The organism is Mesorhizobium sp. B2-3-4 (genome assembly GCF_006442315.1).
GTDB lineage: Bacteria > Pseudomonadota > Alphaproteobacteria > Rhizobiales > Rhizobiaceae > Mesorhizobium.
The window spans coordinates 84941-107745 of sequence record NZ_VFVY01000006.1 but is presented as its reverse complement, the minus strand read 5'-3'; the positions used below and the strand labels follow the sequence as shown (position 1 = coordinate 107745).

Below are 22805 nucleotides of genomic sequence, written 5' to 3'. Positions count from 1 at the left end.
CGCAGGTTAGAAGAACATGCTGCAACGTTGCAGCGTTTCGGGCCGGCGTCGCTTTTGTATGGGCACGGGGCCGAAAACCGGTTTCCACTTTGCGGAATCATGGTCTAGACCTGATTTGCACCTTTTCCGGAATTCCGATGCGGGAGGCGCTGGTGGAAGGCCAGGACGAACGGACGACCGGCGCCAGGGCCGCCGACGAACACCACGCCGACATCTACGGCGAGGATGGTGCCGTGCTGTCGTCCTTCCTCGCCCAGATCGGCGCGGCGATCGCCGACCGCGATACGCTGACCCTCAAGCGCGAAGTCGACGACCTGCATCAGTCGGAACTTGGCGATCTCATCGAGGCGCTGCACCCCGAACAACGGCTTGCCCTGGTCGAGTTGCTGGGCAGCGATTTCGACTTTTCGGCGCTGACCGAAGTCGACGAGGCGATCCGCCTCGACATCGTCGACAACCTGCCCAACGCGCAGATCGCGCAAGCGGTGCAGGAGCTCGATTCCGACGACGCCGTCTACATTCTCGAGGATCTCGAGCCGGAAGACCAGGACGAGATCCTGTCGCAACTGCCGTTCACCGAGCGGATCAGACTGCGCCGCTCGCTCGACTATCCGGAAGAGACCGCCGGACGGCGCATGCAGACCGAGTTCGTCGCGGTGCCGCCGTTCTGGACGATCGGCCAGACCATCGACTACATGCGCGAGGACAAGAACCTTCCGGACCGCTTCAGCCAGATCTTCGTCATCGATCCGACTTTCAAGCTGTTGGGGGCCATCGATCTCGACCAGATCCTGCGCACCAAGCGCGCGGTCAAGGTCGAGGAGGTCATGCACGAGACGCGGCACGCCATCCCGGCCACCATGGACCAGGAAGAGGCGGCGCGGGAATTCGAACAATACGACCTGTTGTCGGCCGCCGTCGTCGACGAGAACGAGCGGCTGGTCGGCGTGCTGACCATCGACGACGTCGTCGACGTCATCCAGCAGGAAGCGGAAGAAGACCTGCTTCGCATGGGCGGCGTCGGCGACGAAGAGCTCTCCGACAGCATTCTGTCGACCTCGCGCTCGCGCGTGCCCTGGCTGCTCGTCAATCTCCTGACGGCATTTCTGGCGGCATCCGTCATCGGCCTGTTCGACCACACGATCGAGCGCATCGTGGCGCTCGCCGTGCTGATGCCGATCGTGGCCGGCATGGGCGGCAATGCCGGTTCGCAGACCATGACCGTCACCGTGCGGGCTCTGGCCACCAAGGATCTCGACATCTACAATGCCGGCCGCATCATCCGCCGCGAAATGGGTGTCGGCTTCATCAACGGCATCGTCTTTGCCATTCTGATCGGCATTGTCGCGGCAGTCTGGTTCCACGATCCCAATCTGGGCGGCATCATCGCCGCGGCCATGATCATCAACATGTTCGTGGCCGCCCTTGCCGGCATCCTGATCCCGCTGCTGCTCGACCGCTTCAAGGTCGATCCCGCGGTCGCTTCGGCGGTCTTCGTCACCACCGTCACCGATGTCGTCGGTTTTTTTGCCTTCCTCGGTCTCGCCACCTGGTGGTTCAACGTCGGGTGAGCGGGCTCAATTGACTTTTACGTAAATGCCGTGCGAGGTTTGCGCGGGGCACCATGTCGATTCCGGCATGGCAAGGGTTGGGTTCGGGACAAGGGGACGCATGGCGATCCCCCGGAATTCCGGCATGGAGTGACAATGCGGGAATATTATTCGATCACCGAACTGACCCGCGAATTCGACGTGTCGACGCGCACGCTGCGTTTCTACGAGGACGAGGGGCTGGTACAGCCGGTGCGGCGCGGCCGCACGCGGCTGTTTCGACCGTCAGACCGTCATCTCATCCGGCAGATCATGCGCGGAAAACGGCTCGGTTTCTCGATCAACGAGATCCGCGAAATCATCCAGATGTACAAGGAGCCGCCGGGCGAAGTCGGGCAGCTCAAGCTGATGATCAAGCGCATCGAGGAAAAGCGCGAGGATCTCCGGCAAAAGCGCCGCGACCTCGAGGAGACGCTGGCCGAGCTCGACCAGGCCGAGGAATCCTGCGTCGAGCGGCTGGTGGAGCTTGGCGTCAACACCTGACCGCCTGTTCCATCACCTGAAGGGTGGAGGCCGCTTGCTCAGGGCGGGGCACATCAGGCGCCCATGCCTTTCAGGCGCTCGACAAGGTCATGCGCGGCCGTTTTGTTGCTGAACTTGCCGGTGAGCAGCACGGCATGAGCAACGGGTGCCGGCGGCAGTCTTGGATCGACGATGTCCACCCCGCAGACCTTGCACACGTCCGATGTCACCAGCGATATGCCGATGCCTGAGCGCAGTGCTCTTTCGAAGAGTGTCCACGATCCGCTATCGGAGACGATTTTATACGGCACGTCATGTGCCTCCAGCGTATCCAGGGCATAGCGCCGATAGACGCAAGGATCGGGGAAGAAAACGAGCGGCAACGGGCCGTCGCCGCCGTGCTTGTAGGCTGGGCCACCGGCCCAGATGAGCGGTTCGGACCAGAGGATTTCGCCGGCTTGCGGCGTCTCTGAAAGATCGCGCACGATCGCCATCTCGATCTCGCCGTCCCTGACGCGTTTCGCGAGCTTTGCCGACGACTCGGTCTTGAACTCCACGGTGACGTCTGGAAAGGCGCGGTTGAAGGCGTTGATCGTGCTGATGATGCCGGGCTTGAAGCAGTCGTTCACGATGCCGATGGAAACCGATTTGGACGCCCGCCTCGGCCGGAAATAAAGGTCGATCTCGTCGAGTATCTGGACGATCTTGTTGGCCTGCAGGTGGAAATAGTCGCCGTCGGGCGTCTTCTCCATCGCATTGTTCTTGCGATCGAAGAGCCTGGCATCGAGCTCGGTCTCAAGCTTCTGGATCTGATGGCTGAGCGTCGACTGAGTGCTGTTGAGCCGGCTGGCGGCTCGCGTCACATTGCCTTGGTTGGCGATTTCCAGAAAGCTTCGCACCATCGTGGTCGAAATGTTGAAACGTCTCATGGAATTGTCCTCGACGCGCTGCATCGATCCAGCGCCTGCCTGGGCCGGCTGTCGATAGCCGATCGGCCAGCATGGCGCTTTCAGCGACGCGGCCATGCGGAAAATCCGACATTTTGTGCAAAAATGTCACCTCCGGACGGCAAGTGCAATCGAGATGCCTGGCGTCCGCGGGCCGCCCGCGCGTGAGGACAAGAACGGGCGACGGCTAGGCGCGGCGCCTCGCGCGCGGATCGATGGCGTCGCGAAGGGCCTCGCCGCACAAGGTAAAGCCGAGGGTGGCGACGGCCAGCATCAGGCAGGCCACCACCACGGGAGTGTAGCCCTTCGACATGTTCTGGTAGCCGTCCTGCAGCAGGCTGCCCCAGCTCGCCAATGGCGGCCGAATGCCGAGGCCGAGGAAGGAGAGCCCGGCTTCAAGCGCGATCACCACCGGCACCTCCATGGCCGCCAGCACGACCACGGGTGCAATCACGTTTGGCACGACATGGAAGGCGAGGATCCTCGCCTTCGTCGCGCCAAGCACGAGTTCGGCCTCGATGAAGGTCGAATTGATGATCGACAGCACTTGCGCGCGTACGACACGGCCGAATTGCGGGACCAGCGTGGCGGCCACGATCAGCACGACCATGGGCAATGAGGGGCCCACCACGGCGACCAGCGCCAGGGCCAGGATGATGCTTGGAAACGACGACACCGCGTCGAAGGCCGTCATGATAAGGCGCTCGACCAGGGGCGTCGTGTAGGCGGCGGCGACACCGAGGACGACACCGGCGGTGAGACCGGCAAGGATGGCCGAGAGGGCGACCATCATCGCTATGCGTGAACCGTAGACCTGACGGCTGAAAACGTCTCGGCCGAGCTGGTCGGTACCGAACAAATGCGCGGCAGAAGGCGTTGCGAAACGATGCGCGATATCGAGCGAATCAGGGTTGTGGGTCGCGATCAGCGGCGCGAATGCCGCGCAGGCCAGGATCGACACGACTATGACGAGGCCGATCAGCCCTCCCGGCGTCGATGCGATTTCCCTCACGATCGCTCCAGGCCCACGCCCGGCACTGGAGTTGGCGGAAGACGGTGCGCTCAGGGTCGTCATCAGTGCCTCTGCTTGCCTATGCGCGGATCAATGAAGGCATAGCCGAGTTCGACGAGGAACTGCACGACCACGAAAATCACCACCACCACGAAAACCACGCCCTGCATCACCGGATAGTTGCGGCTGACGATCGCATCGTAGAGCGTTGTGCCCAGGCCCTGGCGCGCGAACAGGATCTCGATAAGCACCGCGCCGCCAAGCAGGCGGCCGACGATCATGCCAAGCGTCGCCAGGGTCGGCAGCATGGCATTGCGCAAGGCATAGGTGCCCACGATGCGTACTGGTGAAATGCCGAAAGCGCGCGAGGTCCGGATATAGCTTTCGCCAAGTACCTCGAGCATCGAAACGCGCACCAGACGCGCAATCAACCCGACATATCCAAGTGCCAGAACGACAGCCGGCAGGATCAGCCGCTGGATCTGGTCGAGCAGTCCCTGGCCGCTGCCCAGGATCGGCAGCCAGTTCAGCCATACGGAAAAGATCACGAGGAAAATGATGCCGAGGATGAAGCTCGGCATCGAAACGAAGACGATCGAGACGGCGGCGAGCATGGCGTCGGCCCGCGTTCCCTTGTGGGTGGCGGCAAAAATTCCAAGCGGAATGCCCGCGGCGACAGCGATCACGATGGCAGCCAGCGCCAGATAGATCGTGCTTGGCAAGACGCCGAGGACAATTGCCGTAACCGGCCGGCCGGTAATGACGTCGGTGCCGAGATCTCCTCTGAGAACATGGGCGAAGAACAGGAAGATGCGCTCATAAACCGGTCTGTCGAACCCCATCTCGGTAATGAATTGACGGGCATATTCCGGGCTTGCCTGCGGTCCGAGCAGCACGGTTGCCGGATCGCCCGGAATGGCGCTCGACAGGCAAAACAGGAGCAGCATCGCACTGAAGATCGAAGTCGCAGCCGTCAAGGCGCGACGAGCGACATAGGCTCGTCCCATGATTGACCTTTCCATGGCTCATGCCATTCCGATTGGGCAACGATAACAGCAACGATGACGAAACCGGCATGGCGATTCTCCATACCGGCATGGTGTTTTCGAATTTGCCTTATCAGCCGATCTGCCGAATTTTCCCGTCATCGAGGGATGCCGGCTTCGGCTTGGCAATCGGTGAGGCGCCGCCGGCATTTGGACTGCCCCGGCTTAATGGATCGGACTGTTGGAAAAACCTCTCGTCCAGATACGCAATCTTGAACTGTCGGCTGCCACCGGCCGTGGCGAGGCGCGTATTCTCAGAAGTATCGATCTGGATATTGAACGCGGCAGCATTCTGGGCATCGTCGGCGAATCCGGATCGGGCAAGTCCAGCCTTGCAAACGCGATCATCGGGCTGCCGGCCGGCAATACGTCGAAACTGAGCGGCGAGATCGTGCTCGATGGGGTCAATCTGCTGTCGCTTGACGAGTCGGGCATGCGGGCCTTGCGCGGCAGTCGCGTCGCTATGGTCTTTCAGGATCCGATGACCGCCCTCAATCCGCTCTTTTCGGTTGAGCGACATCTAGTCGACGTCATCAAGCGCCGCTTCCCCGCCGTCAGCCGCGCGGACGCGACCGGTCGCGCACTGGCCGCCCTGGAGGCCGTTGGAATAGCCGATCCGGGATTGCGTCTTGCCAGCTATCCGGGCGACCTGTCCGGCGGCATGCGGCAGCGCGTGCTGATTGCCATGGCGTTGCTGGCCGAGCCCGATCTGCTCATCGCCGACGAGCCGACGACGGCGCTCGATGCCACGATCGAGGCGCAGATCGTTTCGCTGCTCAGCGACCTCAAGGCCAGGTTGTCAGGCTCGATCCTGTTCATCTCGCATCATCTCGGCCTCGTGGCGCGGCTGTGCGAGCGCATTTGCGTGATGTATGGCGGAACCGTCGTCGAACTCGGCGATACCGCGGCCATTGCGGCTGCGCCGGCGCATCCCTACACGCGCGCGCTGATGGCGTGCATGATCGACGACCAGGTCAGCGATGCGCCGCTGATGTTCATTCCAGGCGAGGTGCCCGATCCGGTCGCGCCAGTCCAAGGCTGCATCTTTGCGCCGCGTTGCGCCCATGTCGTGGAGCAGTGTCTGCGGGTCGCGCCGCAGCTTCGCGATCTCGGTGCGTCCCGCAAGGTTGCCTGCCATCGCGCCGGAGAGATCGCATGACGGCGATCTTGCTTGACGGCGTTTCGGCGCATTATGGCGCGGTGAAATCCCTCGACGACGTGTCTTTCGCCGTCGAACAGGGCGGGCGGGTCGGCCTGGTCGGCGAATCCGGGTCCGGCAAGTCGACATTGTGCCGACTTCTGGTCGGGCTGCGCTTGCCGAGCGGCGGAGAACTATCCGTTTTCGATCGGCCCGTGGCCGACCATCTGCGCACCGACGCGCGTCAGTTCCGTCGCAACGTGCAATTGATCATGCAGGACGCCGTCGCCTCGCTCTCGCCACGCATGCGTATTCGCAGCCTCTTGCAGGAAGTCATCACGATCCACTCGCTTCCCGCCGATGAGACATGGCGCTGGATCGAAACTTTGACGGCGCGGCTCGGCCTGCCGAATTCGGTCTTCGAGCGTTACCCGCATGAGATTTCCGGCGGTCAGGCGCGCCGCCTGGCGATCGTGCGCGCTCTCGCGCTCAAGCCGCGCATCGTCGTTGCCGACGAACCGACAGCCGGCCTCGACGTGTCGGTCCAGGGCGGCCTGCTCAATCTGCTCATCGAGATCCAGAGGGAATTGTCGCTGACCTATCTGATGATCAGCCACGATCTGCGCGTCATCCGCCGCGTTACCGGCCGCATGCTGGTCATGTATCTGGGCCAGATCGTCGAGGACGGCGAAACCGAGGCCCTGTTTCGCAAGCCGGCGCATCCCTATTCGGCCGCGCTGTTGTCGACCAATGCCGCGCATGCGCCTGGCAAGGCCGGGCAGCCGATCATCCTGCACGGTGAAATTCCAAGCGCCATCAATCCGCCCCCGGGCTGCCGGTTCCACACACGCTGCCCCGTGGCGCAGACGCGGTGCAAGACCGATCCGCCGTCTCTGCGGCGGCTGCCGGACAACCGCTCGGTACGCTGCCATTTTCCCTATTCGCTGTCTTTCGCCTGAGCTGTTTTCACGAAGTCAAACCATCCGGAGGGACCATCCATGACCTGCCATCCCGCAATGACGAGAAGATCGTTCCTGTCGGCGTCGGCGGCAATGGCTGCGTTGCTTGCAGCCGGCGCAAAGCCTGTCTTTGCGCAAGGCAAGACAAACCTTGTGCTGCGTGTTTCCAAAAGCGCCGAGGTGCTCGATCCGCATTTCCGCACCGGCCAGGTCGACGGCAATGTGATCCGCAGCATTTTTCAGAAGCTGATCTCGTTCAAGCCGAACATCTATGAGTGGGAACTCGATGCGGCCGAAAGCATCGAGCAGGTCACGCCGACCGAGATCCATTTCAAGCTGAAGCCCGGACAGATGTTCACCGACGGCTATGGCGAGATGACGGCCGATGACGTCAAGTTCACCTTCGAGCGTTATGCCAAGCCCGACGCGGACGGCAAGATCTCCGCCTACAAGGACGACTGGGCGAGCCTGACCGAGGTAAAGGTCGACGACAAATATTCCGGAAGGCTGATCCTGTCCGAACCGTCGCCGGCGTTGTGGAACGTCGCGCTCGCCGGCGGCTCGGGCGTGATCGTTTCACGCAAGGCGGTCGAGGCCCTGGGCATCAAGCATCGCCAGCAACCGGTCGGCTCGGGCCCCTACAAGGTGCAATCCTTCGAACCCGGGCAGCGTGTCGTCCTGACCGAAAACCCGGACTACAGCCGGCGTCATCCGGATTTTCCAACCTGCAATGTGCAACTGATCGCCAACCCGAAGACGGCTGAGCTTGCCCTGCGCTCGGGCGAGATCGATTTCACCGAACTTGCGATCGGCGCCGATCCTTCGCTGGCTCAGCTTCCGAACGTAAAGCTGCTGACGATGCCCGGACAGCGTTTCGTGTGGCTGGGCATGAATGTCGAGCATGCCCCGCTCAACGACATCAGGGTACGCCAGGCGCTGCGCTACGCGCTGGATGTCGACCAGATGGTGGATGCGGGTTACGAAGGTCAGGCCAAGCGGCTGAACGCGATGCTGCCCGACAGCGTCGACGGCAACTGGCCGGACGCGCCGGTCTACAAACGCGATGTGGAGAAGGCGAAGAGCCTGCTTGCCGAAGCAGGACAGTCGGGCCTGTCGTTCAAGATCACCATCCTCAACGAGCCGGCGTTCCAGAACATGGCCCTGGTTGCCCAGGCGCAACTGCAGGAGGTAGGCATCGACCTGCAGGTCGATCAGCGCGAGGGCGCGTCCTACTGGTCATCCGGCAAGGGTGAGAGCGGCAAGAGCCTGGAATTGTTCATCCTGCGCTTCAACGCCCATGTCGATGCCAATTTCAACACCCGCTTCTTCCAGACGGATCAGATCGGCGACTGGAACTGGCAGCGCTGGTCGAACCCCGAATACGACGCGCTGCACAAGGCAAGCTCGGCGAATATGGACCACGACGCGCGCATGGCGCAGATCCGCGACATGCAAAAGATCATGGACCAGTCGGCGGCTTTTGTCTGGCTGACCAACGAGGTGGTCAATTACGGCCACTCGACGGCCATCGTTCCCGCGATCATGCCAAACGGCAATGACTGGAACTTCCACTACTTCAAACACGCCTGAGCGGCTCCGCGACGCAGCAGCGCCGACGATCCATCCGCCGACACGAGAGACAGGGCGCTTCGGCGCCCTGTCGAAGACGTGCCGCCGTGTTCCCGACCATGCCCATATGAAAGACGCACATGCAGAGTTCCCCAATCCGGCGGGTCGAGCCGTTGCCGATCGACAAATATCTGTTTGTCGAAATAGAAACCGATGACGGGCTGGTGGGGGTCGGAGAGGCGGGCGCGTGGGCGCATATAGAAGCGACCGCGGCAGCTATCGAGAAGTTCGGCCGGTATCTCGTCGGCAAGGATGCGGATCGCATCACGCACCACTGGGATTGCCTGCACCGCTTTGGCAGCTATGACGGCGCCGTCATCATGGCGGCGATTTCGGCCATCGACATCGCGCTTTGGGATCTGAAGGGCAAGCGGCTCGACCGGCCTGTCTTCAGTCTGCTTGGCGGTGCGGTACGCGACAAGATACGTCTTTACGGGCAGGCACGCGGCAACACCGCCGAGGCGTTGATCCAATCCTGCCTCGCGCTCCGCGATGCCGGCTATACGGCGATCGGGCATATCAATCCTTTTCTCGACGATGCAAGCACGCCGGTTTCGTCCAGTTTTGCCCGCGCGATGGAGGACGCGACCGCACTGGTCTTTGCCATACGCGAGGCGGTCGGGTTTGATGTCGATCTCTGCATCGATGTCCATCGCCGCCTGATGCCGGCGCAGGCGATTGCCTTCGGCCACGCCATCCGCGACGCCCATCCGCTGTTTTATGAAGATCCCATCCGTCCCGACTCGATCGATGCCATGGCCCGCGTCCAGGCCGCTGTGCCGGTGCCGGTCGCGACGGGCGAGCGCGTCTACAGTCTGGACGATTTCAGGCAGCTATGCATATCGGGGGGAGCCTCCTATCTGCGGCCCTGCATCGGCCTTTGCGGCGGCTTCACCGGCATGATGCGGCTTGCCGCACTGGCCCAGGCCTTCGACATCGCGGTCATTCCACACAACACTTTCTCTCCCGTAGCCACGATGGCAAGCCTGCATCTCAGTGCCGCCGTTCCAAATCTTCTGATTTGCGAATATCCGACGTCGCTCTATCTCGACGGTGTCTGTTCGACCGATCTGGTCGGGCGCGAACTGGTAACGGCGCTGCCGTGCCAGGAGGGCGGTTATATCGCGCTCCCGAGCGGCCCAGGGCTCGGTGTCGGCCTCAGCGACAAGGCGCGCGGCCGGTTTCCAAAAAAGCCTATAGAGATCGCGATGCGGCAGCATTTCGATGGCTCGAATGTCGAACACTAGATCGAGCCTTCGCGCATGAAAATCCGCAGCGCTGAAGCAAGGTATTATCGCTGGCCAAGGCCCGTGCCGATCTCCAACGGCAAGCACACCTGGACCGATATGCAGATGAGTGTGACGACCATCACCACCGATGACGGCCTGACCGGCATCGGCATCGGCAGCGGGTCGCCGGGAGAAAGGCAGTTCAGGGACGAATTCTGCCGCCAGATCATAGGCATCGATCCGACGCTGACCGAACGGATATGGGCGATGCTTTCCGACAGCAAGATGTATGGGCGGCGCGGCTTCGAGACCGCGGCACTTGCGCCGATCGACATGGCGTTGTGGGATATCAAGGCCAAGCTCGCGGGCCTGCCGCTTCACCGGCTGGTTGGCGGCTACCGCGATCGCGTGCCCATCTACATCGCCGGCGGCTACTACAGCCCCGACAAGACGCTGCGGGCCCTGCAGGCGGAGATGGCCGGCTATGTCGAAAAAGGCGCGAAGGCCGTCAAGATGAAGGTAGGACGGGTCTCGTACGCCGAGGATGCGGCGCGGGTGGGGGCTGTTCGCGAAGCACTCGGGCCTGACATCAAGCTGATGATCGACGCCAACTGTGCCTATCGCGCGCATGAGGCCATTCAATTTGCCCGACAGGTCGAGGCTTTCGATATCGCCTGGTTCGAGGAGCCGGTCGGCCCGGAGGACTATGCCGGTCTCTCAAGGGTCGGCATGCAGACGTCGATCCCCATAGCCGCCGGCGAGCAGGAGTACCGGGTCCACGGCTTCCGCGACCTGATGGCGACCGACGTGGTCGGCATTGTCCAGCCGGACGCTCGCTGGATGGGCGGGGTTACCGAGTTCATGAAGGTCTCGGCACTCGCGCAGGCGAAAGGCGCCGCCATTGCCGCGCATGGACCACAGCACATCCACCTGCCGCTGATCGGCGCGATTCCGAACGGCATCTTTGCCGAGTATTATGACGGTGATTTCGGCACGCCCCACGGCCCGGTATTCCTTGAGGATCTCCCGATCGGCGATGATGGCAGCGTTGCACTCTCGCAAGTGCCGGGCGTCGGTTACACCCTGAACGATGAGGTGCTGGCCAAGCTGCTTGTGTGAAAGGCAGCCTTCGCCTGCGCCGCTCAGATCCAGCGCCGTACCCTTTTGGCGTAATCGCGGTATTTCTTGCCGAATTTCGCCGCCAGTATCTTTTCCTCACGCTCGATCGCCACTTTTTGCGTGGCGAAGGAGGCGATGAAGGCAAACAGCAGGAACCAGGCTATTCCCGAGATGAAGGCGACGCCGATCAGCATCAGCGTCAGCGCGAGATAGATCGGATTGCGGGTGATGCCGAACGGGCCCGACGTGACCAAATGATCCGGCAGGGCGGTCGGGCTGAGGGTGGTCTTGGCCCGCATCATGGTGCGGATGGCGGTGACCCAGAGGGCGGCGGTACCGAACAGCGCCACCCATCCGGCGGCGAACAGGATGTCGCCCAGCAGGTCGCCGATCCAGGGCAGGGGATAGAGCATGCCCAGAATGATGCTGGCGAGGATGGCGGCGGCGTAGATCACCGGCGGCCACGGGATCACTCCAGGCTTCGGCTGGCTGTCGGTCATTGTGTCCCTCCCTCCGTCATCTTGTCGTCGGTCTTGTCGGTACACATTCCGGCGAGGTCGGACAGATGCGCTTTGAACTCCGCAGTCTGGTCGTTGTTGTAGAGACGATCAAGCGAGGCTTCGCTCTGCAGCGTGTCGAGCATGCAGCCGCAATAGCTCGAACAGAATGTCGCGTTGCGCGTCTGCTCGCAGGAACGCTGGCAGGTTTTCAGGAAATCGGCCTGCGGGGTTACGACCGGGGCCGGCATCACTTGCGAGAACAGCCAGACACCGCCGATCAAGAGCGGCTGGTGGATCAGGTAGAAGGCCAGGCTGTGACGGCCGATGAAGACCAGCGGGTTCGACCAGCGTCCGGGCATCAGGTTGGCCAGGCGTTCCCTGATGCCGGAGCTGGACGCGAATTTCGCCATCGCGATGCCCGCGAGGACCGCGCCGAACCAGGGGAACAGCGGCACGTAGTCGTTGGAGCGTGGATTGACGGCGGAGAGGCCGATCCACCACAGCCAGGGATGGTCGAGGGCCTCAAAACGCAGGTAGACGGGTGCGGCGATGACGAGCGCGGCCACGACCAGCGTCAGCAGCGCCGGCAGGCGCAGGAACGCCAGGCCGAGCAGGCTGGCGAGCGCGATCTCGTGCAGGATGCCGAAGAAGATGAATCCGTCGGGCGTGGCGATACGGGTGACGACGGAGATGGCGACAGCCGCGCCCGCCACCATGGCGAACCGTTTCCAGAAACCGTTCCAGCGGATTTGACGGCCATGGGCGAGATACAGGCTGACGCCGACCAGGAAAAGGAAGGTCGAGGCGATGCAGCGCGCGTAGACCTTCCACCAGCCGAAAGCGGTGAGGCCGGGATCGGTGTAGCCGAAGAATTCCAGGTCCCAGGTGAAATGGTAGCTCGCCATCGCGATCAGCGCGATGCCACGCACGATGTCGATGGCGACGATGCGCTTCGATGGCTCCGGGGCGGATGCGGTCGGCGTGTTGATGCTCATGGTCTCGCGATCTGATTCAGCCTCTCCAAGACGACTATCACGGTTGCCCCGGATAGAAGAAGGCCGGTCGCCCTGGCCTGGGCGGCGCGGCGGAGCCCGCGTCGGCCGCAGGGTTGGGCCAGCGCGGGAAAGCCTTTGACCGGCTTCGCTTTTTGCCGGGTATGCGTCGGTTTCCTCTTAATGGGCCTGAAATGTCCACGGCAGATTTGACGCCGCGATTCTGCTTTGGGGAAGCAATGTCCACCCATGTGCGCCATCCGATCTGGCTTCCGGCCCTCAAGGCCGCGGATGCGCGCACCTTTGCCTCGCTCTATGCGGTCGAGTCGTTCGCCCGCGCCATGGTGTCGAGCGTCATTCCGATCCAGGCCTACGAGATTCTCCACAATGAGCAGATCGTCTCGATCCTCTACACCGTCGTGTCGCTGATCGGCCTCTCGGCGACCTTGTTCATGCCGATGCTGATCCGCCGCTTTGCCCGGCGCTGGGTCTACACGGCGGGCGCCTGCCTGCTGGCCATCGGCTCGCTGTTCTTCGTTACCCATACGCTCGCCGGGCAACTGGCGGGCATGCTGTGCCGCGTCATGGGCGCCAGCGCGCTGTCGATCACGCTCAACCTCTACATCATGGACCACATCCGCAAGACCGACTTCATGCAGGCCGAGTCGCTGCGCATGGCATGGTCGATGGTTGCCTGGACCTGTGGGCCGACGCTCGGCATCTTTCTCTATTCGCATTTCGGCATCTATGCGGCGCATGGCGCGGTGGCGGTGTTCGCGATCGCCTTGCTGGCGCTGTTCTGGTTCTATCGGCTGAGCGACAACCAGTCGATCCAGCCGGGCAAGACGCGGCCGGCCAATCCGCTCGCCAATATCGGCCGCTTCGTCGTGCAGCCAAGGCTCAGGCTCGCCTGGCTGATCGCCTTCGGCCGGTCCTGCTTCTGGACGACGTTCTTCGTCTACGGGCCGCTGTTCATGGTCATCACCGGGCAGGGCGATATCGCGGGCGGCCTGCTGGTCTCGGCCGGCAATGCACTTTTGTTCATGGCCATCTTCTGGGGCAAGGCGGGAAAGCGCTTCGGCGGCCGGCGAACCATGACTTTTGCCTATTTCGCCATGTCGGCGGCGCTGCTGGCCGCCGGCACGGTCGGAGCGGCAGCGCCGTTGCTGACCGGCGCCTTCCTGTTGTGCGGCGCCTTCTTCACTATCGCGCTCGACGCACTCGGCTCGACCGCCTTCATGCGCTCGGTGCGTTCCTATGAGCGCGCGCAGATGGCGGCCGTCTACCGGACCTATCTCGATTTTTCCGAACTGACGCCGCCGCTGGTCTATTCGGTGGTGCTGGCCTTCTTCGGACTGGGATCGGTGTTCGTCACGCTCGGCCTGCTGGCGGCGTTTTGCGGCTTCATGACCTGGCGCTACCTGCCGAAGTCGCTCTGAAATCAGGATGAAAGCGCCGCATGGCGCCCGCGCACCCAATTGTGGAAGCGGTGCAGCTCATATTCCTCGGGCATCAGCACGCCGGTGGTATGGCGCATCGAGCGCAGGCCCCTCTGGTTGACCTCGCAGATCGCCGCATCCTCCTCCAGCACCTGTGTGCCGAAGGCGATGATGTTGTCGATGTCGGTCGTTGCCAGCGCCTCGGGCGTGAACAGCCATTCCGCGACAAGCTCGGTCTGTTCGGGACCGAGCGGCACAAGGCGCACGGTCCTGACATAGTCGACATGGCCGACGATGAACATCGAAGGCAGGCTGGTGGCATAGGTCTGGCCGGCGGCGCGTTCGACAGGCGTCAGCCCCGGGAAGACCGGCCCATGCGCCTGGCCATCGCGCGACCATGTCTCGGCGCCCGCGCGCAAGCCGCCGGAAAACTCCGGCGTGTCATTGTCGGCGTGCCGTGTCCATTCGGGGTCGTCATGCCGGCTCATCAGGCCACGGCCATAGATCGGCACCAGCCGCGACAGGTCCTTGTGAACGCCGGGGCAATGCAGGCACTCGTTGAAGTTCTCCCAGAAGATCTTCCAGTTGCAGTGCATCACCTTGCGCAGCACATGGCCTGACACCAGCGATTCGAGCGGCCAGTTGCCGAGGTTGCCGGACGCAGGATCGAATGCGGATTGCGCCGAACCCGCGGCATCTTCAGCAAGGTTGACGAAGACGAAGCCCCGCCACACCGAGAGCGCGACGCGGTAGAGCGGGTGATCTGCCTTGTCGAACCCGTCAGGCAGCGACTTCGACGGCACGCGCACGAGGTCGCCACGCAACGAGTAGGACCAGGCGTGGTACGGGCAGGTGATCAGCCGCGCCTTCAGCCGGCCCTCGCTCTCCTGGCAAAGCTGCGAGCCGCGATGGCGGCAGGTGTTGTGGAAGGCGCGCAATGCGCCGGTGTCGTCGCGCAGCACGAGGATGTCCTGCGTGCCGATGCGGAATCGACGGAAGGCCAGCGGCTGCGCCAGATCGGCCTCGCGGCAGACCAGCAGCCAGCTTCGGTACCAGATGGCATCGAGGTCGCGCTGATAGTTCTCGACGTCCCAATAGGCCGAAGAAGGCAATGTGGGCTCGGCCCGGGTGAGGCCATTATAGGGATCGCGCTGGCTCTGGCCGGGCTGCATGGCGGGCTTCCTCATGAAGAGGCCAGCCGACACCCAGTCACGGCAATTGTCAATTGCGGCGGGCAGGGCCGCCCGACGCCGCTAAAGCGCTTGTCGCCGTCGGAATTTGGTTTGCCGGAGGTCGCGATTTTCCCTATAGTCACATTTGTCGTCGGTTCCGCTTTGGAGCCAAGAGGGAATGCGGTGCGGGCTTTATTCGAGCCCAATGCCGTGGCTGCCCCCGCAACTGTGTGCGGTAGTCCTCTCCATATGCCACTGAAGATTGTTCTTCGGGAAGGTGGGGAAGGGCGCTGATCCGCGAGCCAGGAGACCTGCCGGCGGCAAAAATGAGTGACTTCTATGCCCTCGGGTGGAGGGCGAAAGGACAAGAAATGACCACTGCTACAGTCTCCCTCGGCGCTTCCGTCTCCTCGCAGTCGCGCTTCATGCAGCTCGCGCTCGCCGCGCTGCTCGGCACCTTCATCATCGGCTTCGTTGGCTTCTCGCATATCGATGCGGTCCACAATGCCGGTCATGACAATCGCCATTCGATGGCGTTCCCCTGCCACTGAGAGGGATTTGACATCATGAATCTGTTTCGCAACGTCGTGTTCATCGCGGCGATCACAGGGCTCGTGGCCGGCGTCGTTCTCGCTTGCATGCAGGCCTATGCCACCGTGCCGCTCATCCTGAAGGCCGAGGTCTACGAACAGGCTGAAGGCGGCCACAGCCACGATCATGCCGCGGCGCCGGCCGATGCGGCCGGCGGCAACGCAATGAGTTCCGCCGCCCCGGCGGCGTCAAATACGATGAGCGCCGCCACGCCGGCTCCGGCCGCGGCGGCCGCGCCCGCCGAGGACGAAGGCTGGGCGCCGGCCGACGGCTTCGAGCGCTTTGCCTTCAACGTCGTTTCCAACGTCGTCACCGGCATCGGCTTCGCACTGATCCTGGTCGCGGTTTCGGAATTCGCCGGCGGCATCGGCAACTGGCGCCAGGGTGTGTTCTGGGGACTGGCCGGATTTGCCGTGTTCACGCTGGCGCCGGGCCTCGGCCTGCCACCGGAACTGCCGGCCATGCCGGCCGCCGACCTCACGCAGCGCCAGATCTGGTGGGTTGCAACCGTGATCGCGACCGCCATCGGGCTTGGCCTTATCGCGTTCCGCAAATCGCTGCCGCTGGCAATCCTTGCCGTGCTGCTGATCGTTGCCCCGCATATCGTCGGTGCGCCGCAGCCCGACAGCTTCGAGACGCCGATCCCGGAAGGCCTGCATCACCAGTTCGTGGTGGCGGTGACGCTGACCAATCTGGTGTTCTGGCTGGTTCTCGGCGCGGTCGTCGGCGTTGTGCGCGGGCGCTTCACCGGCACGGCGACCAGCCTGCGCGACAGCTTTGCCTGATCAGGGCAAGCTGACCTTCATCATCGGTGGTGCGCGCTCCGGAAAGAGTGCGCACGCCGAAACCCTGGTGACGGCATTGCCCGCGCCATGGTCCTACATCGCCACCGCGCAAGCCTATGACGAGGAGATGCGCGAGCGGATCGCGCTGCACCGCTCGCGGCGCGGTCAGGGCTGGTCAACCATCGACGCGCCGCTCGATCTTGCCGAAGCGCTGGTGGCGTTGCCTGATAATCAGCCTGTGCTGGTCGACTGTCTGACGCTGTGGCTGACCAATCACATGCTGGCGGATCACGACGTCGATGCCGCTTGCCGGCGGCTGGCCGACGTGCTGTCGCGGCCGCGCGGGCCGTGGTTCGTGGTGTCGAACGAGGTCGGGCAAGGCATCGTGCCCGACAATGCGCTGGCGCGGCGTTTTCGTGACGATGCCGGCCGGCTCAACCAGCGGGTCGCCGCGGTCGCCGACACGGTGCTCCTGATGGTGGCTGGGCTGCCGCTCAAGGTGAAATGAGATGACCGAAGACAACGGGATGACCGAAGCCAAGGAAGAAGAGCGCCATCGCGCCAAGATGGCCAAGCGCAAGGCCGTGCAGGACGCCGAGGTGGCTGGCAAGACGATCGAGAAGGGGCTGCTGATCGTCAACACCGGCCCCGGCAAAGGCAAGACCACGGCCGCCTTCGGTCTGGCGTTGCGCATGCTCGGCTATGGCAAGCGCGTCGGCGTCGTCCAGTTCATCAAGGGCAAATGGCACACTGGCGAGAAGGACGCGTTTGCCGCCTTCGGCGACCGCGTCGTCTGGCATGCGATGGGCGAGGGCTTTACCTGGGAGACGCAGGATCTGAAGCGCGACATCGCGGCAGCGGAAGCCGCCTGGGGCAAGGCGCTGGAATTGATCGCCGACCCCTCGATCAGCCTCGTCGTGCTCGATGAACTCAACATCGCGCTGCGCTACGATTATCTCGATCTCGACAAGGTGGTTGGTGCGCTCAAAGCGCGCCGCGAAGGCCTGCATGTCGTCGTCACCGGCCGCAATGCCAAGCCGGCGCTGGTCGAGGCCGCGGATCTGGTCACCGAGATGGGGCTGACCAAGCACCATTTTTCCGCCGGCGTGAAAGCGCAGCAAGGCATCGAGTTCTAGAACGCCAGGATCGCGATCACGGCGACCAGGCCAAACAGACCAATCAGCAGCCAGTCGGCGACACGATAGAGTTGCAGCGCGCGCCTGATATCGCCGCTGTCGACATCGCGCCGGCCGCCTTCGCCCATGAAGACGTCGTCGACCACGACGCCGCCATAGCTGCGCGGTCCGGCGAGCGCCAGACCAAGCGCGCCGGCCATGGCCGCTTCCGGCCAGCCGGCATTGGGTGAGCGGTGTTTTTTCGCGTCGCGCCGCACGGCCTGCCAGGCATTGCCGGGGTCGGCGCCCTTCGCCAGGAAAGCCGCCAGCACGATCAGCATAGCCGTCAGCCGTGAAGCTGGAAGATTGATCCAATCGTCGAAGCGCGCTGCGGCCCAGCCGAAGGCCTCGTGGCGCGGGGTGCGGTGGCCGATCATCGAATCGGCGGTGTTGGCGGCCTTGTAGGCGGCGCCGCCGGCCAGCCCGCCGACACCGGTCCAGAAGGCAGGCGCGACGATGCCGTCGGAGAAGTTCTCCGCCAGGCTCTCGATCGCGGCGCGGCAGACGCCGGCTCTGTCCAGCGTTTCGGGATCGCGGCCGACGATTCGCGAGACGGCGGCCCTGCCCATGTCGAGGCCGCCGCTGTCGAGCGCGTCGGCGACGGCTTCGACATGTTCATAGAGGCTCTTTTGCGACAGAAGCGACGTCGCCAGAAGGACGGCGACAATCAGCCCAAGGGGGACGAACCAGAGCAGGAAAAGCTGCACGCAAAGGCCAATCACCGCCGGCACCAGCACGATGACCAGAAGCGCCTGGACACCACGTTGGCGACGCAACGCGTCGGGATCAGTGGCGCGGTTGAGCCTGATGTCGAGAAAGGATATCAGCCTGCCGAACCACGTCACCGGATGGCCGACGGCGCGAAACAGCCAGTCGGGATAACCGAGGGCGAATTCGACAACCAATGACAGGAAAGCGATCAGGACTGACATGAAGCTTCTTGAAGGAGCGGTGGACCATGGTGGAAGTCTTGGCCGGGCAAGGGCGCTTTTCCCCAATGCCGTGCTGCCTTTCGTCGACCTCTCGACCGGTATCAACCCGCACTCCTATCCGCTTTTCGACCTGCCCGCCACCTCCCTGTGGCGATTGCCGGAGGCAGCGCGCGGCCGTGAGCTGATTGAGATTGCGGCCAAAACCTATGGCGCGCCTTCGACGGACAATATCGTGGCGGCGCCGGGCACGCAGATTCTGTTGCCGCGCGTGGCATCGTTGGTCCGGCCCGGCAAGGCGTTGGTGCTGGGGCCGACTTATGCCGAACATGCCCGCGCCGCTGATATCGCCGGACACGAGGTGGCCGAGGTCGGCGATTTTTCGGCCCTCGCCGACGCCGATCTTGCCATCATCGTCAATCCGAACAATCCGGACGGGCGCGTCGTCGAGCGCGACCGGCTGCTGGGGCTGGCCGCCGGACTGCGGGCCAAGGGCGGGCTGCTGGTCATCGACGAGGCCTTCATGGATGTCGGTCCGCGCGAGCACAGCCTTGCGGCTGACGTCGGTCAGGGTGGCATCGTCGTGCTGCGCTCCTTCGGCAAGTTCTTCGGGCTGGCCGGACTGCGGCTTGGCTTCGCGCTTTCCGATGTCGCAACGGTAGACCGGCTGGAAACACAATTCGGGCCGTGGGCCGTCGCCGGCCCGGCGCTGGAATACGGCATTCGGGCGCTAGGCGATATCGGTTGGCAGGAGGCGATGCGGGCGTCGCTGGCCGAGGCCGCGGCGCGGCTCGACGCGCTGTTCGGCCGTTTCGGCGTGCCCGTCACCGGCGGCACTACGCTGTTTCGCTATCTCGGCCTGCCGGATGCCGCCGGCCTGTTTTCCGCGCTTGGCGAGCGCGGCATCCTGCTTCGGCACTTTGTCGATCGGCCGCATGTCCTGCGCGCAGGCCTGCCGGGGAGTCAGGAGGAATGGCAACGGCTCGAATCCGCCCTTGCCGAATGGGCGTCGCGGCGCGAGGATCGATCGAAGGATTCCAAACCATGATCCATGTCTGCTCGCTGGCAAAGATCGAGGAAACGGTGGCACGGACCGGCGCCGCCCATATGCTGTCGCTGCTCTCCGCCGGAACCGATGTCGCACGCCCGGCGTCGATCGCACGGGAAAACCACCTGCATCTGGTCATGCATGACATCGCGGTGGCGCAGGACGGCATGACCATGCCAGGCGAAGAGCATGTGCGCAGCCTGCTCGATTTCGCGCGCCGCTGGGACCGGGCAAAGCCGATGGTCGTGCACTGCTATGCCGGCATCAGCCGCTCGACTGCTTCGGCCTACATCATCACCGCGGCGTTGGCGCCCAAACGCGACGAGATGGAACTGGCCCAGACGTTGCGGGCGCTGTCGCCCTCGGCGACGCCCAACCCTCGGCTGATCGCGGTGGCCGATGTTTTGCTTGATCGCAATGGCCGCATGATCGAGGCGATCCAGTCGATCGGCCGGGGTGCCGACGCCTTCGAAGGCACGCCGTTCGGACTGAAGATAGATTATTAGCCGGCTACCTCAGCAATTCGGCCAACTTCGCCTTGCGCACATCCCGAAGCAGGCTGATGAAGCCGTCGGCTTGATGCTCCGCCGTCAGCCGGCCTTTCTGCGATGTCGCGATGCTGGCGTCGCCGACCACGCCGTTGGGGTTGAGATCGCCGGCGATCCAGGCGAAGGCGTGCGTGCCGGTCTGGCGCAGCAACGAGAACTCTTTTTCAGCCTTGGCGACGTTGGAAACGAAGTTGTCGGCCTTGCCCATGTCGACAAGCTCAGGCCGGAAATGCAGCATAAGCGACGTCTCGACGTCGCCGCCATGGATGCCGTGGCGATCCTCGAGTTCGGTGTACATGCCGGCCGGGCGGCCAAAGCGCTGCCAACTGGTCTTCACCGCCAGCATATTCTCACGCACGCGCAGCTCGCGCGTGACGATGCCCATGATTTCTTCATTGCCGCCATGCGAGTTGACGACGATGAGCTTGCGCACGCCGGCGCGCGCGATCGAGAGGCCAAGCTCGGTCCACGCCTCGATCAGCGTCGCTGCCGGCAAGGTCAGCGTGCCCTGCGCGCGCAGATGCTCGTTCGATTTGCCCACCGCCTGGACCGGCAGGATGCGGATATCGAGATCGTCGGGCAGGCGTGCGATCACTGTGTCCAGCATGCCGTTCATGATCGAGGTGTCGGTCGAGACAGGCAGATGCGGTCCATGCTGTTCGATCGCCGCCACCGGCAGCACGGCTATCGTTGCCTCGGGATCGATCGAGGCATATTCGGTTGTCCGGTAATCGCCCCACCAGACGCGTCTTTTCGCAACAGTCATGCCATGCCTCATTAATGGAAGAACGAGACCTAGCGCGGCAGGCCTTCGCTGTCGATCATCCGGCCGCGATGGCTTCGACCTCGACCTTGAATTCCGGTCGGGCGAAGCCGGAAACGATCATCAGCGTCGAGGCCGGCGCCGGGCTCGAAAACAGCCGGTCGCGAACATCCATGTAGGGTCGCAGATGCGCGCGGTCGGTGACATAGGCGTTGATGCGAACGATGTCCGGCAATCCCAGCCCGGCTTCGCCCAGCACGGCGGCGATGTTGCGGAAGCAGAGTTCGGCCTGCGCGCCTGCGTCTTCCGGTATCTGGTCGTCGGCGGTGATGGCGACCTGGCCCGAGCACAGCACCAGGCGCTTGCCGGCCGGCACCTCGACGCCGTGGCTGTAGCGGGCAAAGGGCGGCTTGATCGACTTCGGGGTGAGGAATTTGAACATGGCAATCTCCTGGATACTATCACTTAAGACCGGATCGGCCGTGCCCTCAAGATGGCGGTGCATGCCGCTGGAGCGATTGTGGACAGGCGGTTAAAAAATGGGCACGATGCCCTCCGGTGCAGCACGACCTTTCCGGCTTCCAGATGGCTGTGGTGCAGGCGGGCGGGTCCCGGCGCATGACGCTGGTGGCATGTGTCTTGCTTCTTGAATCTTCGGTGTCGAGCCTGGCGCGTGCCGCGCCGGAGCAAATAAAGGGTGGTGTTATGTACGCAAAACAGAAGATCTCGGTGGCGGTGATGGCGCTGCTGGCCGCCAGCACGCTGGGTGCCGCGGCGAACGAAAAAGTCACTTTCGGCACCAACTGGCTGGCTGAGCCGGAACATGGCGGCTATTACCAGGCCGTGGCGGACGGCACCTATGCGGCCTGCGGCCTCGACGTCACCATCATGCAGGGCGGGCCACAGGTTGCCGGCCGGCCGATGCTGTTGGCCGGCAAGATCGATTTCTACATGGGCGGCAATCTGCTGTCCGCCTTCGATGCCGTCCAGCAAGGCATCCCAATGCGCGTGGTGGCGGCCGACTTCCAAAAGGATCCGCAGGTCATCATGTCCCACCCCGGCGAGGGGCTCGACAAATGGGAGGATTTGAAGAACGCCGACCAGTATATCCTTGGCGACGAAGGCGTGCAGACCTTCTTCCAGTGGATGGTCACCGCGCTCGGCTTCGACGCCTCCAAGCGCGCGCCCTACACCTACAACACCGCACCTTTCCTCGCCAACAAGAAGTCGATCCAGCAAGGTTACGTCACGTCGGAGCCGTTCGCGGTCAAGAAGGAGGGCGGCTTCGTGCCGAACCAGTTCCTGCTCGCCGATTATGGCTGGGATACCTACTCGACGACGATCGAGGTGATGCAGGACACGATCGACAAGAAGCCCGAGGTGGTCCAGTGCTTCGTCGATGGTTCAGCCAAGGGCTGGTACAAGTACCTCTACGGCGACAACAAGGCCGCCAACGACATGATCAAGAAAGACAATCCTGACATGAGCGATGAGCAGATCGCCTTCTCGATCGAGCAGATGAAGAAGTTCGGCCTCGCTGATTCCGGCGACACCGAGAAACTCGGCATTGGCGCCATGACCGACGCACGCATCAAGAGCTTCTATGACAAGATGGTCAAGGCCAAGGTCACGCCTGAAGGCATCGACATCACCAAGGGCTACACGCTGGCCTTCGTCAACAAGGGCGTCGGGGTCGAGCTGAAGAAATAGGC

24 protein-coding genes and 1 riboswitch are annotated in these 22805 nt (G+C 63.4%); of the genes, 15 read left to right on the top strand and 9 right to left on the bottom strand.

The features are described 5' to 3' along the window. Window positions 1-137: 137 nt before the first annotated feature. Complete coding sequence (mgtE, locus tag FJ967_RS11550) at window positions 138-1571, top strand: magnesium transporter (protein ID WP_246675253.1); 1434 nt, start codon at window positions 138-140, stop codon at window positions 1569-1571. Between the two features lie 135 nt (window positions 1572-1706). Continuing rightward, window positions 1707-2093: a MerR family DNA-binding transcriptional regulator gene (locus FJ967_RS11545; protein ID WP_006203215.1), complete on the top strand. Its 387-nt coding sequence runs from the start codon at window positions 1707-1709 to the stop codon at window positions 2091-2093. A 53-nt stretch (window positions 2094-2146) separates the two neighbouring features. Here FJ967_RS11545 and FJ967_RS11540 read toward each other — a convergent pair whose 3' ends face one another. The 3 genes from FJ967_RS11540 to FJ967_RS11530 form a co-directional block, all read right to left on the bottom strand. Then, a complete protein-coding gene (locus FJ967_RS11540; protein WP_181175791.1) occupies window positions 2147-3001 on the bottom strand; it encodes a LysR family transcriptional regulator in 855 nt (284 codons plus the stop codon). 205 nt (window positions 3002-3206) lie between these two features. After that, window positions 3207-4031 carry an ABC transporter permease gene (locus tag FJ967_RS11535; RefSeq protein ID WP_246675252.1) on the bottom strand — a complete coding sequence of 275 codons (825 nt, stop codon included), beginning with the start codon at window positions 4029-4031 and terminating at the stop codon, window positions 3207-3209. A 62-nt stretch (window positions 4032-4093) separates the two neighbouring features. Next, entirely contained in the window at window positions 4094-5038 is a 945-nt protein-coding gene (locus FJ967_RS11530; RefSeq protein ID WP_140731832.1) for an ABC transporter permease, read from the bottom strand. A 220-nt stretch (window positions 5039-5258) separates the two neighbouring features. Here FJ967_RS11530 and FJ967_RS11525 point away from each other — a divergent pair, with 220 nt between their 5' ends. The 5 genes from FJ967_RS11525 to FJ967_RS11505 all read left to right on the top strand — a co-directional run bounded on the left by FJ967_RS11525 (window position 5259) and on the right by FJ967_RS11505 (window position 11151). Continuing rightward, window positions 5259-6236, top strand: a complete 978-nt coding sequence (locus FJ967_RS11525; RefSeq protein WP_210243575.1) for an ABC transporter ATP-binding protein — start codon at window positions 5259-5261, stop codon at window positions 6234-6236. Next, window positions 6233-7174, top strand: coding sequence for an oligopeptide/dipeptide ABC transporter ATP-binding protein (locus FJ967_RS11520; RefSeq protein ID WP_140731830.1), 942 nt, complete (start codon window positions 6233-6235; stop codon window positions 7172-7174). The genes FJ967_RS11525 and FJ967_RS11520 overlap by 4 nt, the downstream gene beginning before the upstream one ends. Before the next feature lie 39 nt (window positions 7175-7213). Beyond that, on the top strand, window positions 7214-8764 hold the full coding sequence (locus FJ967_RS11515) for an ABC transporter substrate-binding protein (protein WP_140731829.1): 1551 nt from the start codon (window positions 7214-7216) through the stop codon (window positions 8762-8764). A 119-nt stretch (window positions 8765-8883) separates the two neighbouring features. Beyond that, window positions 8884-10050, top strand: coding sequence for a mandelate racemase/muconate lactonizing enzyme family protein (locus FJ967_RS11510; RefSeq protein ID WP_140731828.1), 1167 nt, complete (start codon window positions 8884-8886; stop codon window positions 10048-10050). A gap of 15 nt (window positions 10051-10065) precedes the next feature. Further along, window positions 10066-11151, top strand: coding sequence for a mandelate racemase/muconate lactonizing enzyme family protein (locus FJ967_RS11505; RefSeq protein ID WP_140731827.1), 1086 nt, complete (start codon window positions 10066-10068; stop codon window positions 11149-11151). A gap of 23 nt (window positions 11152-11174) precedes the next feature. Here FJ967_RS11505 and FJ967_RS11500 read toward each other — a convergent pair whose 3' ends face one another. Together FJ967_RS11500 and FJ967_RS11495 are read right to left on the bottom strand one after the other, a co-directional pair. After that, window positions 11175-11651 (bottom strand): isoprenylcysteine carboxylmethyltransferase family protein, encoded by a 477-nt coding sequence (locus tag FJ967_RS11500; protein WP_140731826.1) that lies wholly within the window; start codon window positions 11649-11651, stop codon window positions 11175-11177. Then, complete coding sequence (locus tag FJ967_RS11495) at window positions 11648-12646, bottom strand: DUF1624 domain-containing protein (RefSeq protein WP_140731825.1); 999 nt, start codon at window positions 12644-12646, stop codon at window positions 11648-11650. Before FJ967_RS11495 ends, FJ967_RS11500 begins: the two co-directional genes overlap by 4 nt. A gap of 236 nt (window positions 12647-12882) precedes the next feature. Between FJ967_RS11495 and FJ967_RS11490 the strand changes: the two genes are divergently transcribed. Then, window positions 12883-14082: an MFS transporter gene (locus FJ967_RS11490; protein WP_140731824.1), complete on the top strand. Its 1200-nt coding sequence runs from the start codon at window positions 12883-12885 to the stop codon at window positions 14080-14082. Between the two features lie 2 nt (window positions 14083-14084). On the opposite strand, the gene FJ967_RS11485 is transcribed toward FJ967_RS11490, so the two are convergent. Next, on the bottom strand, window positions 14085-15254 hold the full coding sequence (locus FJ967_RS11485) for an aromatic ring-hydroxylating dioxygenase subunit alpha (RefSeq protein ID WP_140731823.1): 1170 nt from the start codon (window positions 15252-15254) through the stop codon (window positions 14085-14087). A 135-nt stretch (window positions 15255-15389) separates the two neighbouring features. Further along, a riboswitch (cobalamin riboswitch) is annotated at window positions 15390-15588 on the top strand. Window positions 15589-15625: 37 nt separating this feature from the next. Here FJ967_RS11485 and FJ967_RS11480 point away from each other — a divergent pair. The 4 genes from FJ967_RS11480 to cobO are packed head-to-tail and all read left to right on the top strand — an operon-like array spanning window position 15626 to window position 17766. Continuing rightward, the gene (locus tag FJ967_RS11480) at window positions 15626-15805 is read left to right on the top strand and encodes a CbtB domain-containing protein (RefSeq protein ID WP_140731822.1); all 180 of its coding nucleotides are present in this window, start codon (window positions 15626-15628) and stop codon (window positions 15803-15805) included. 15 nt (window positions 15806-15820) lie between these two features. Next, the gene (locus FJ967_RS11475; RefSeq protein WP_140731821.1) at window positions 15821-16630 is read left to right on the top strand and encodes a CbtA family protein; all 810 of its coding nucleotides are present in this window, start codon (window positions 15821-15823) and stop codon (window positions 16628-16630) included. Next, window positions 16623-17138, top strand: coding sequence for a bifunctional adenosylcobinamide kinase/adenosylcobinamide-phosphate guanylyltransferase (gene cobU / locus FJ967_RS11470; protein ID WP_140731820.1), 516 nt, complete (start codon window positions 16623-16625; stop codon window positions 17136-17138). The genes FJ967_RS11475 and cobU overlap by 8 nt, the downstream gene beginning before the upstream one ends. A 19-nt stretch (window positions 17139-17157) precedes the next feature. Next, on the top strand, window positions 17158-17766 hold the full coding sequence (gene cobO, locus FJ967_RS11465; RefSeq protein WP_140732000.1) for a cob(I)yrinic acid a,c-diamide adenosyltransferase: 609 nt from the start codon (window positions 17158-17160) through the stop codon (window positions 17764-17766). On the opposite strand, the gene cbiB is transcribed toward cobO, so the two are convergent. Then, a complete protein-coding gene (gene cbiB / locus FJ967_RS11460) occupies window positions 17763-18737 on the bottom strand; it encodes an adenosylcobinamide-phosphate synthase CbiB (RefSeq protein ID WP_140731819.1) in 975 nt (324 codons plus the stop codon). The two genes, cobO and cbiB, sit on opposite strands and share 4 nt — an antisense overlap. On the opposite strand from cbiB, the gene cobD reads away from it, so the two are divergent. Beyond that, window positions 18736-19782 carry a threonine-phosphate decarboxylase CobD gene (gene cobD, locus FJ967_RS11455; RefSeq protein ID WP_140731818.1) on the top strand — a complete coding sequence of 349 codons (1047 nt, stop codon included), beginning with the start codon at window positions 18736-18738 and terminating at the stop codon, window positions 19780-19782. The two genes, cbiB and cobD, sit on opposite strands and share 2 nt — an antisense overlap. Further along, entirely contained in the window at window positions 19779-20288 is a 510-nt protein-coding gene (locus tag FJ967_RS11450) for a tyrosine phosphatase family protein (RefSeq protein ID WP_140731817.1), read from the top strand. Before cobD ends, FJ967_RS11450 begins: the two co-directional genes overlap by 4 nt. 4 nt (window positions 20289-20292) lie before the next feature. Here the strand turns inward: FJ967_RS11450 and FJ967_RS11445 are convergent, their stop codons facing one another. Further along, window positions 20293-21096, bottom strand: a complete 804-nt coding sequence (locus FJ967_RS11445; protein WP_140731816.1) for a creatininase family protein — start codon at window positions 21094-21096, stop codon at window positions 20293-20295. A 55-nt stretch (window positions 21097-21151) separates the two neighbouring features. Beyond that, the gene (locus FJ967_RS11440) at window positions 21152-21535 is read right to left on the bottom strand and encodes a RidA family protein (RefSeq protein ID WP_140731815.1); all 384 of its coding nucleotides are present in this window, start codon (window positions 21533-21535) and stop codon (window positions 21152-21154) included. Between the two features lie 263 nt (window positions 21536-21798). Here FJ967_RS11440 and FJ967_RS11435 point away from each other — a divergent pair, with 263 nt between their 5' ends. Continuing rightward, window positions 21799-22803 carry an ABC transporter substrate-binding protein gene (locus FJ967_RS11435; protein WP_140731814.1) on the top strand — a complete coding sequence of 335 codons (1005 nt, stop codon included), beginning with the start codon at window positions 21799-21801 and terminating at the stop codon, window positions 22801-22803. Window positions 22804-22805 lie beyond the last annotated feature (2 nt).

Coding starts and splice junctions, on each gene's coding strand:
- mgtE (WP_246675253.1), top strand. CDS start 138: ATGCGGGAGGCGCTGGTGGAAGGCCAGGACGAACGGACGACCGGCGCC.
- FJ967_RS11545 (WP_006203215.1), top strand. CDS start 1,707: ATGCGGGAATATTATTCGATCACCGAACTGACCCGCGAATTCGACGTG.
- FJ967_RS11540 (WP_181175791.1), bottom strand. CDS start 3,001: ATGAGACGTTTCAACATTTCGACCACGATGGTGCGAAGCTTTCTGGAA.
- FJ967_RS11530 (WP_140731832.1), bottom strand. CDS start 5,038: ATGGGACGAGCCTATGTCGCTCGTCGCGCCTTGACGGCTGCGACTTCG.
- FJ967_RS11520 (WP_140731830.1), top strand. CDS start 6,233: ATGACGGCGATCTTGCTTGACGGCGTTTCGGCGCATTATGGCGCGGTG.
- FJ967_RS11515 (WP_140731829.1), top strand. CDS start 7,214: ATGACCTGCCATCCCGCAATGACGAGAAGATCGTTCCTGTCGGCGTCG.
- FJ967_RS11510 (WP_140731828.1), top strand. CDS start 8,884: ATGCAGAGTTCCCCAATCCGGCGGGTCGAGCCGTTGCCGATCGACAAA.
- FJ967_RS11505 (WP_140731827.1), top strand. CDS start 10,066: ATGAAAATCCGCAGCGCTGAAGCAAGGTATTATCGCTGGCCAAGGCCC.
- FJ967_RS11500 (WP_140731826.1), bottom strand. CDS start 11,651: ATGACCGACAGCCAGCCGAAGCCTGGAGTGATCCCGTGGCCGCCGGTG.
- FJ967_RS11495 (WP_140731825.1), bottom strand. CDS start 12,646: ATGAGCATCAACACGCCGACCGCATCCGCCCCGGAGCCATCGAAGCGC.
- FJ967_RS11490 (WP_140731824.1), top strand. CDS start 12,883: ATGTCCACCCATGTGCGCCATCCGATCTGGCTTCCGGCCCTCAAGGCC.
- FJ967_RS11485 (WP_140731823.1), bottom strand. CDS start 15,254: ATGCAGCCCGGCCAGAGCCAGCGCGATCCCTATAATGGCCTCACCCGG.
- FJ967_RS11480 (WP_140731822.1), top strand. CDS start 15,626: ATGACCACTGCTACAGTCTCCCTCGGCGCTTCCGTCTCCTCGCAGTCG.
- FJ967_RS11475 (WP_140731821.1), top strand. CDS start 15,821: ATGAATCTGTTTCGCAACGTCGTGTTCATCGCGGCGATCACAGGGCTC.
- cobO (WP_140732000.1), top strand. CDS start 17,158: ATGACCGAAGCCAAGGAAGAAGAGCGCCATCGCGCCAAGATGGCCAAG.
- cobD (WP_140731818.1), top strand. CDS start 18,736: ATGAAGCTTCTTGAAGGAGCGGTGGACCATGGTGGAAGTCTTGGCCGG.
- cbiB (WP_140731819.1), bottom strand. CDS start 18,737: ATGTCAGTCCTGATCGCTTTCCTGTCATTGGTTGTCGAATTCGCCCTC.
- FJ967_RS11450 (WP_140731817.1), top strand. CDS start 19,779: ATGATCCATGTCTGCTCGCTGGCAAAGATCGAGGAAACGGTGGCACGG.
- FJ967_RS11445 (WP_140731816.1), bottom strand. CDS start 21,096: ATGACTGTTGCGAAAAGACGCGTCTGGTGGGGCGATTACCGGACAACC.
- FJ967_RS11440 (WP_140731815.1), bottom strand. CDS start 21,535: ATGTTCAAATTCCTCACCCCGAAGTCGATCAAGCCGCCCTTTGCCCGC.
- FJ967_RS11435 (WP_140731814.1), top strand. CDS start 21,799: ATGTACGCAAAACAGAAGATCTCGGTGGCGGTGATGGCGCTGCTGGCC.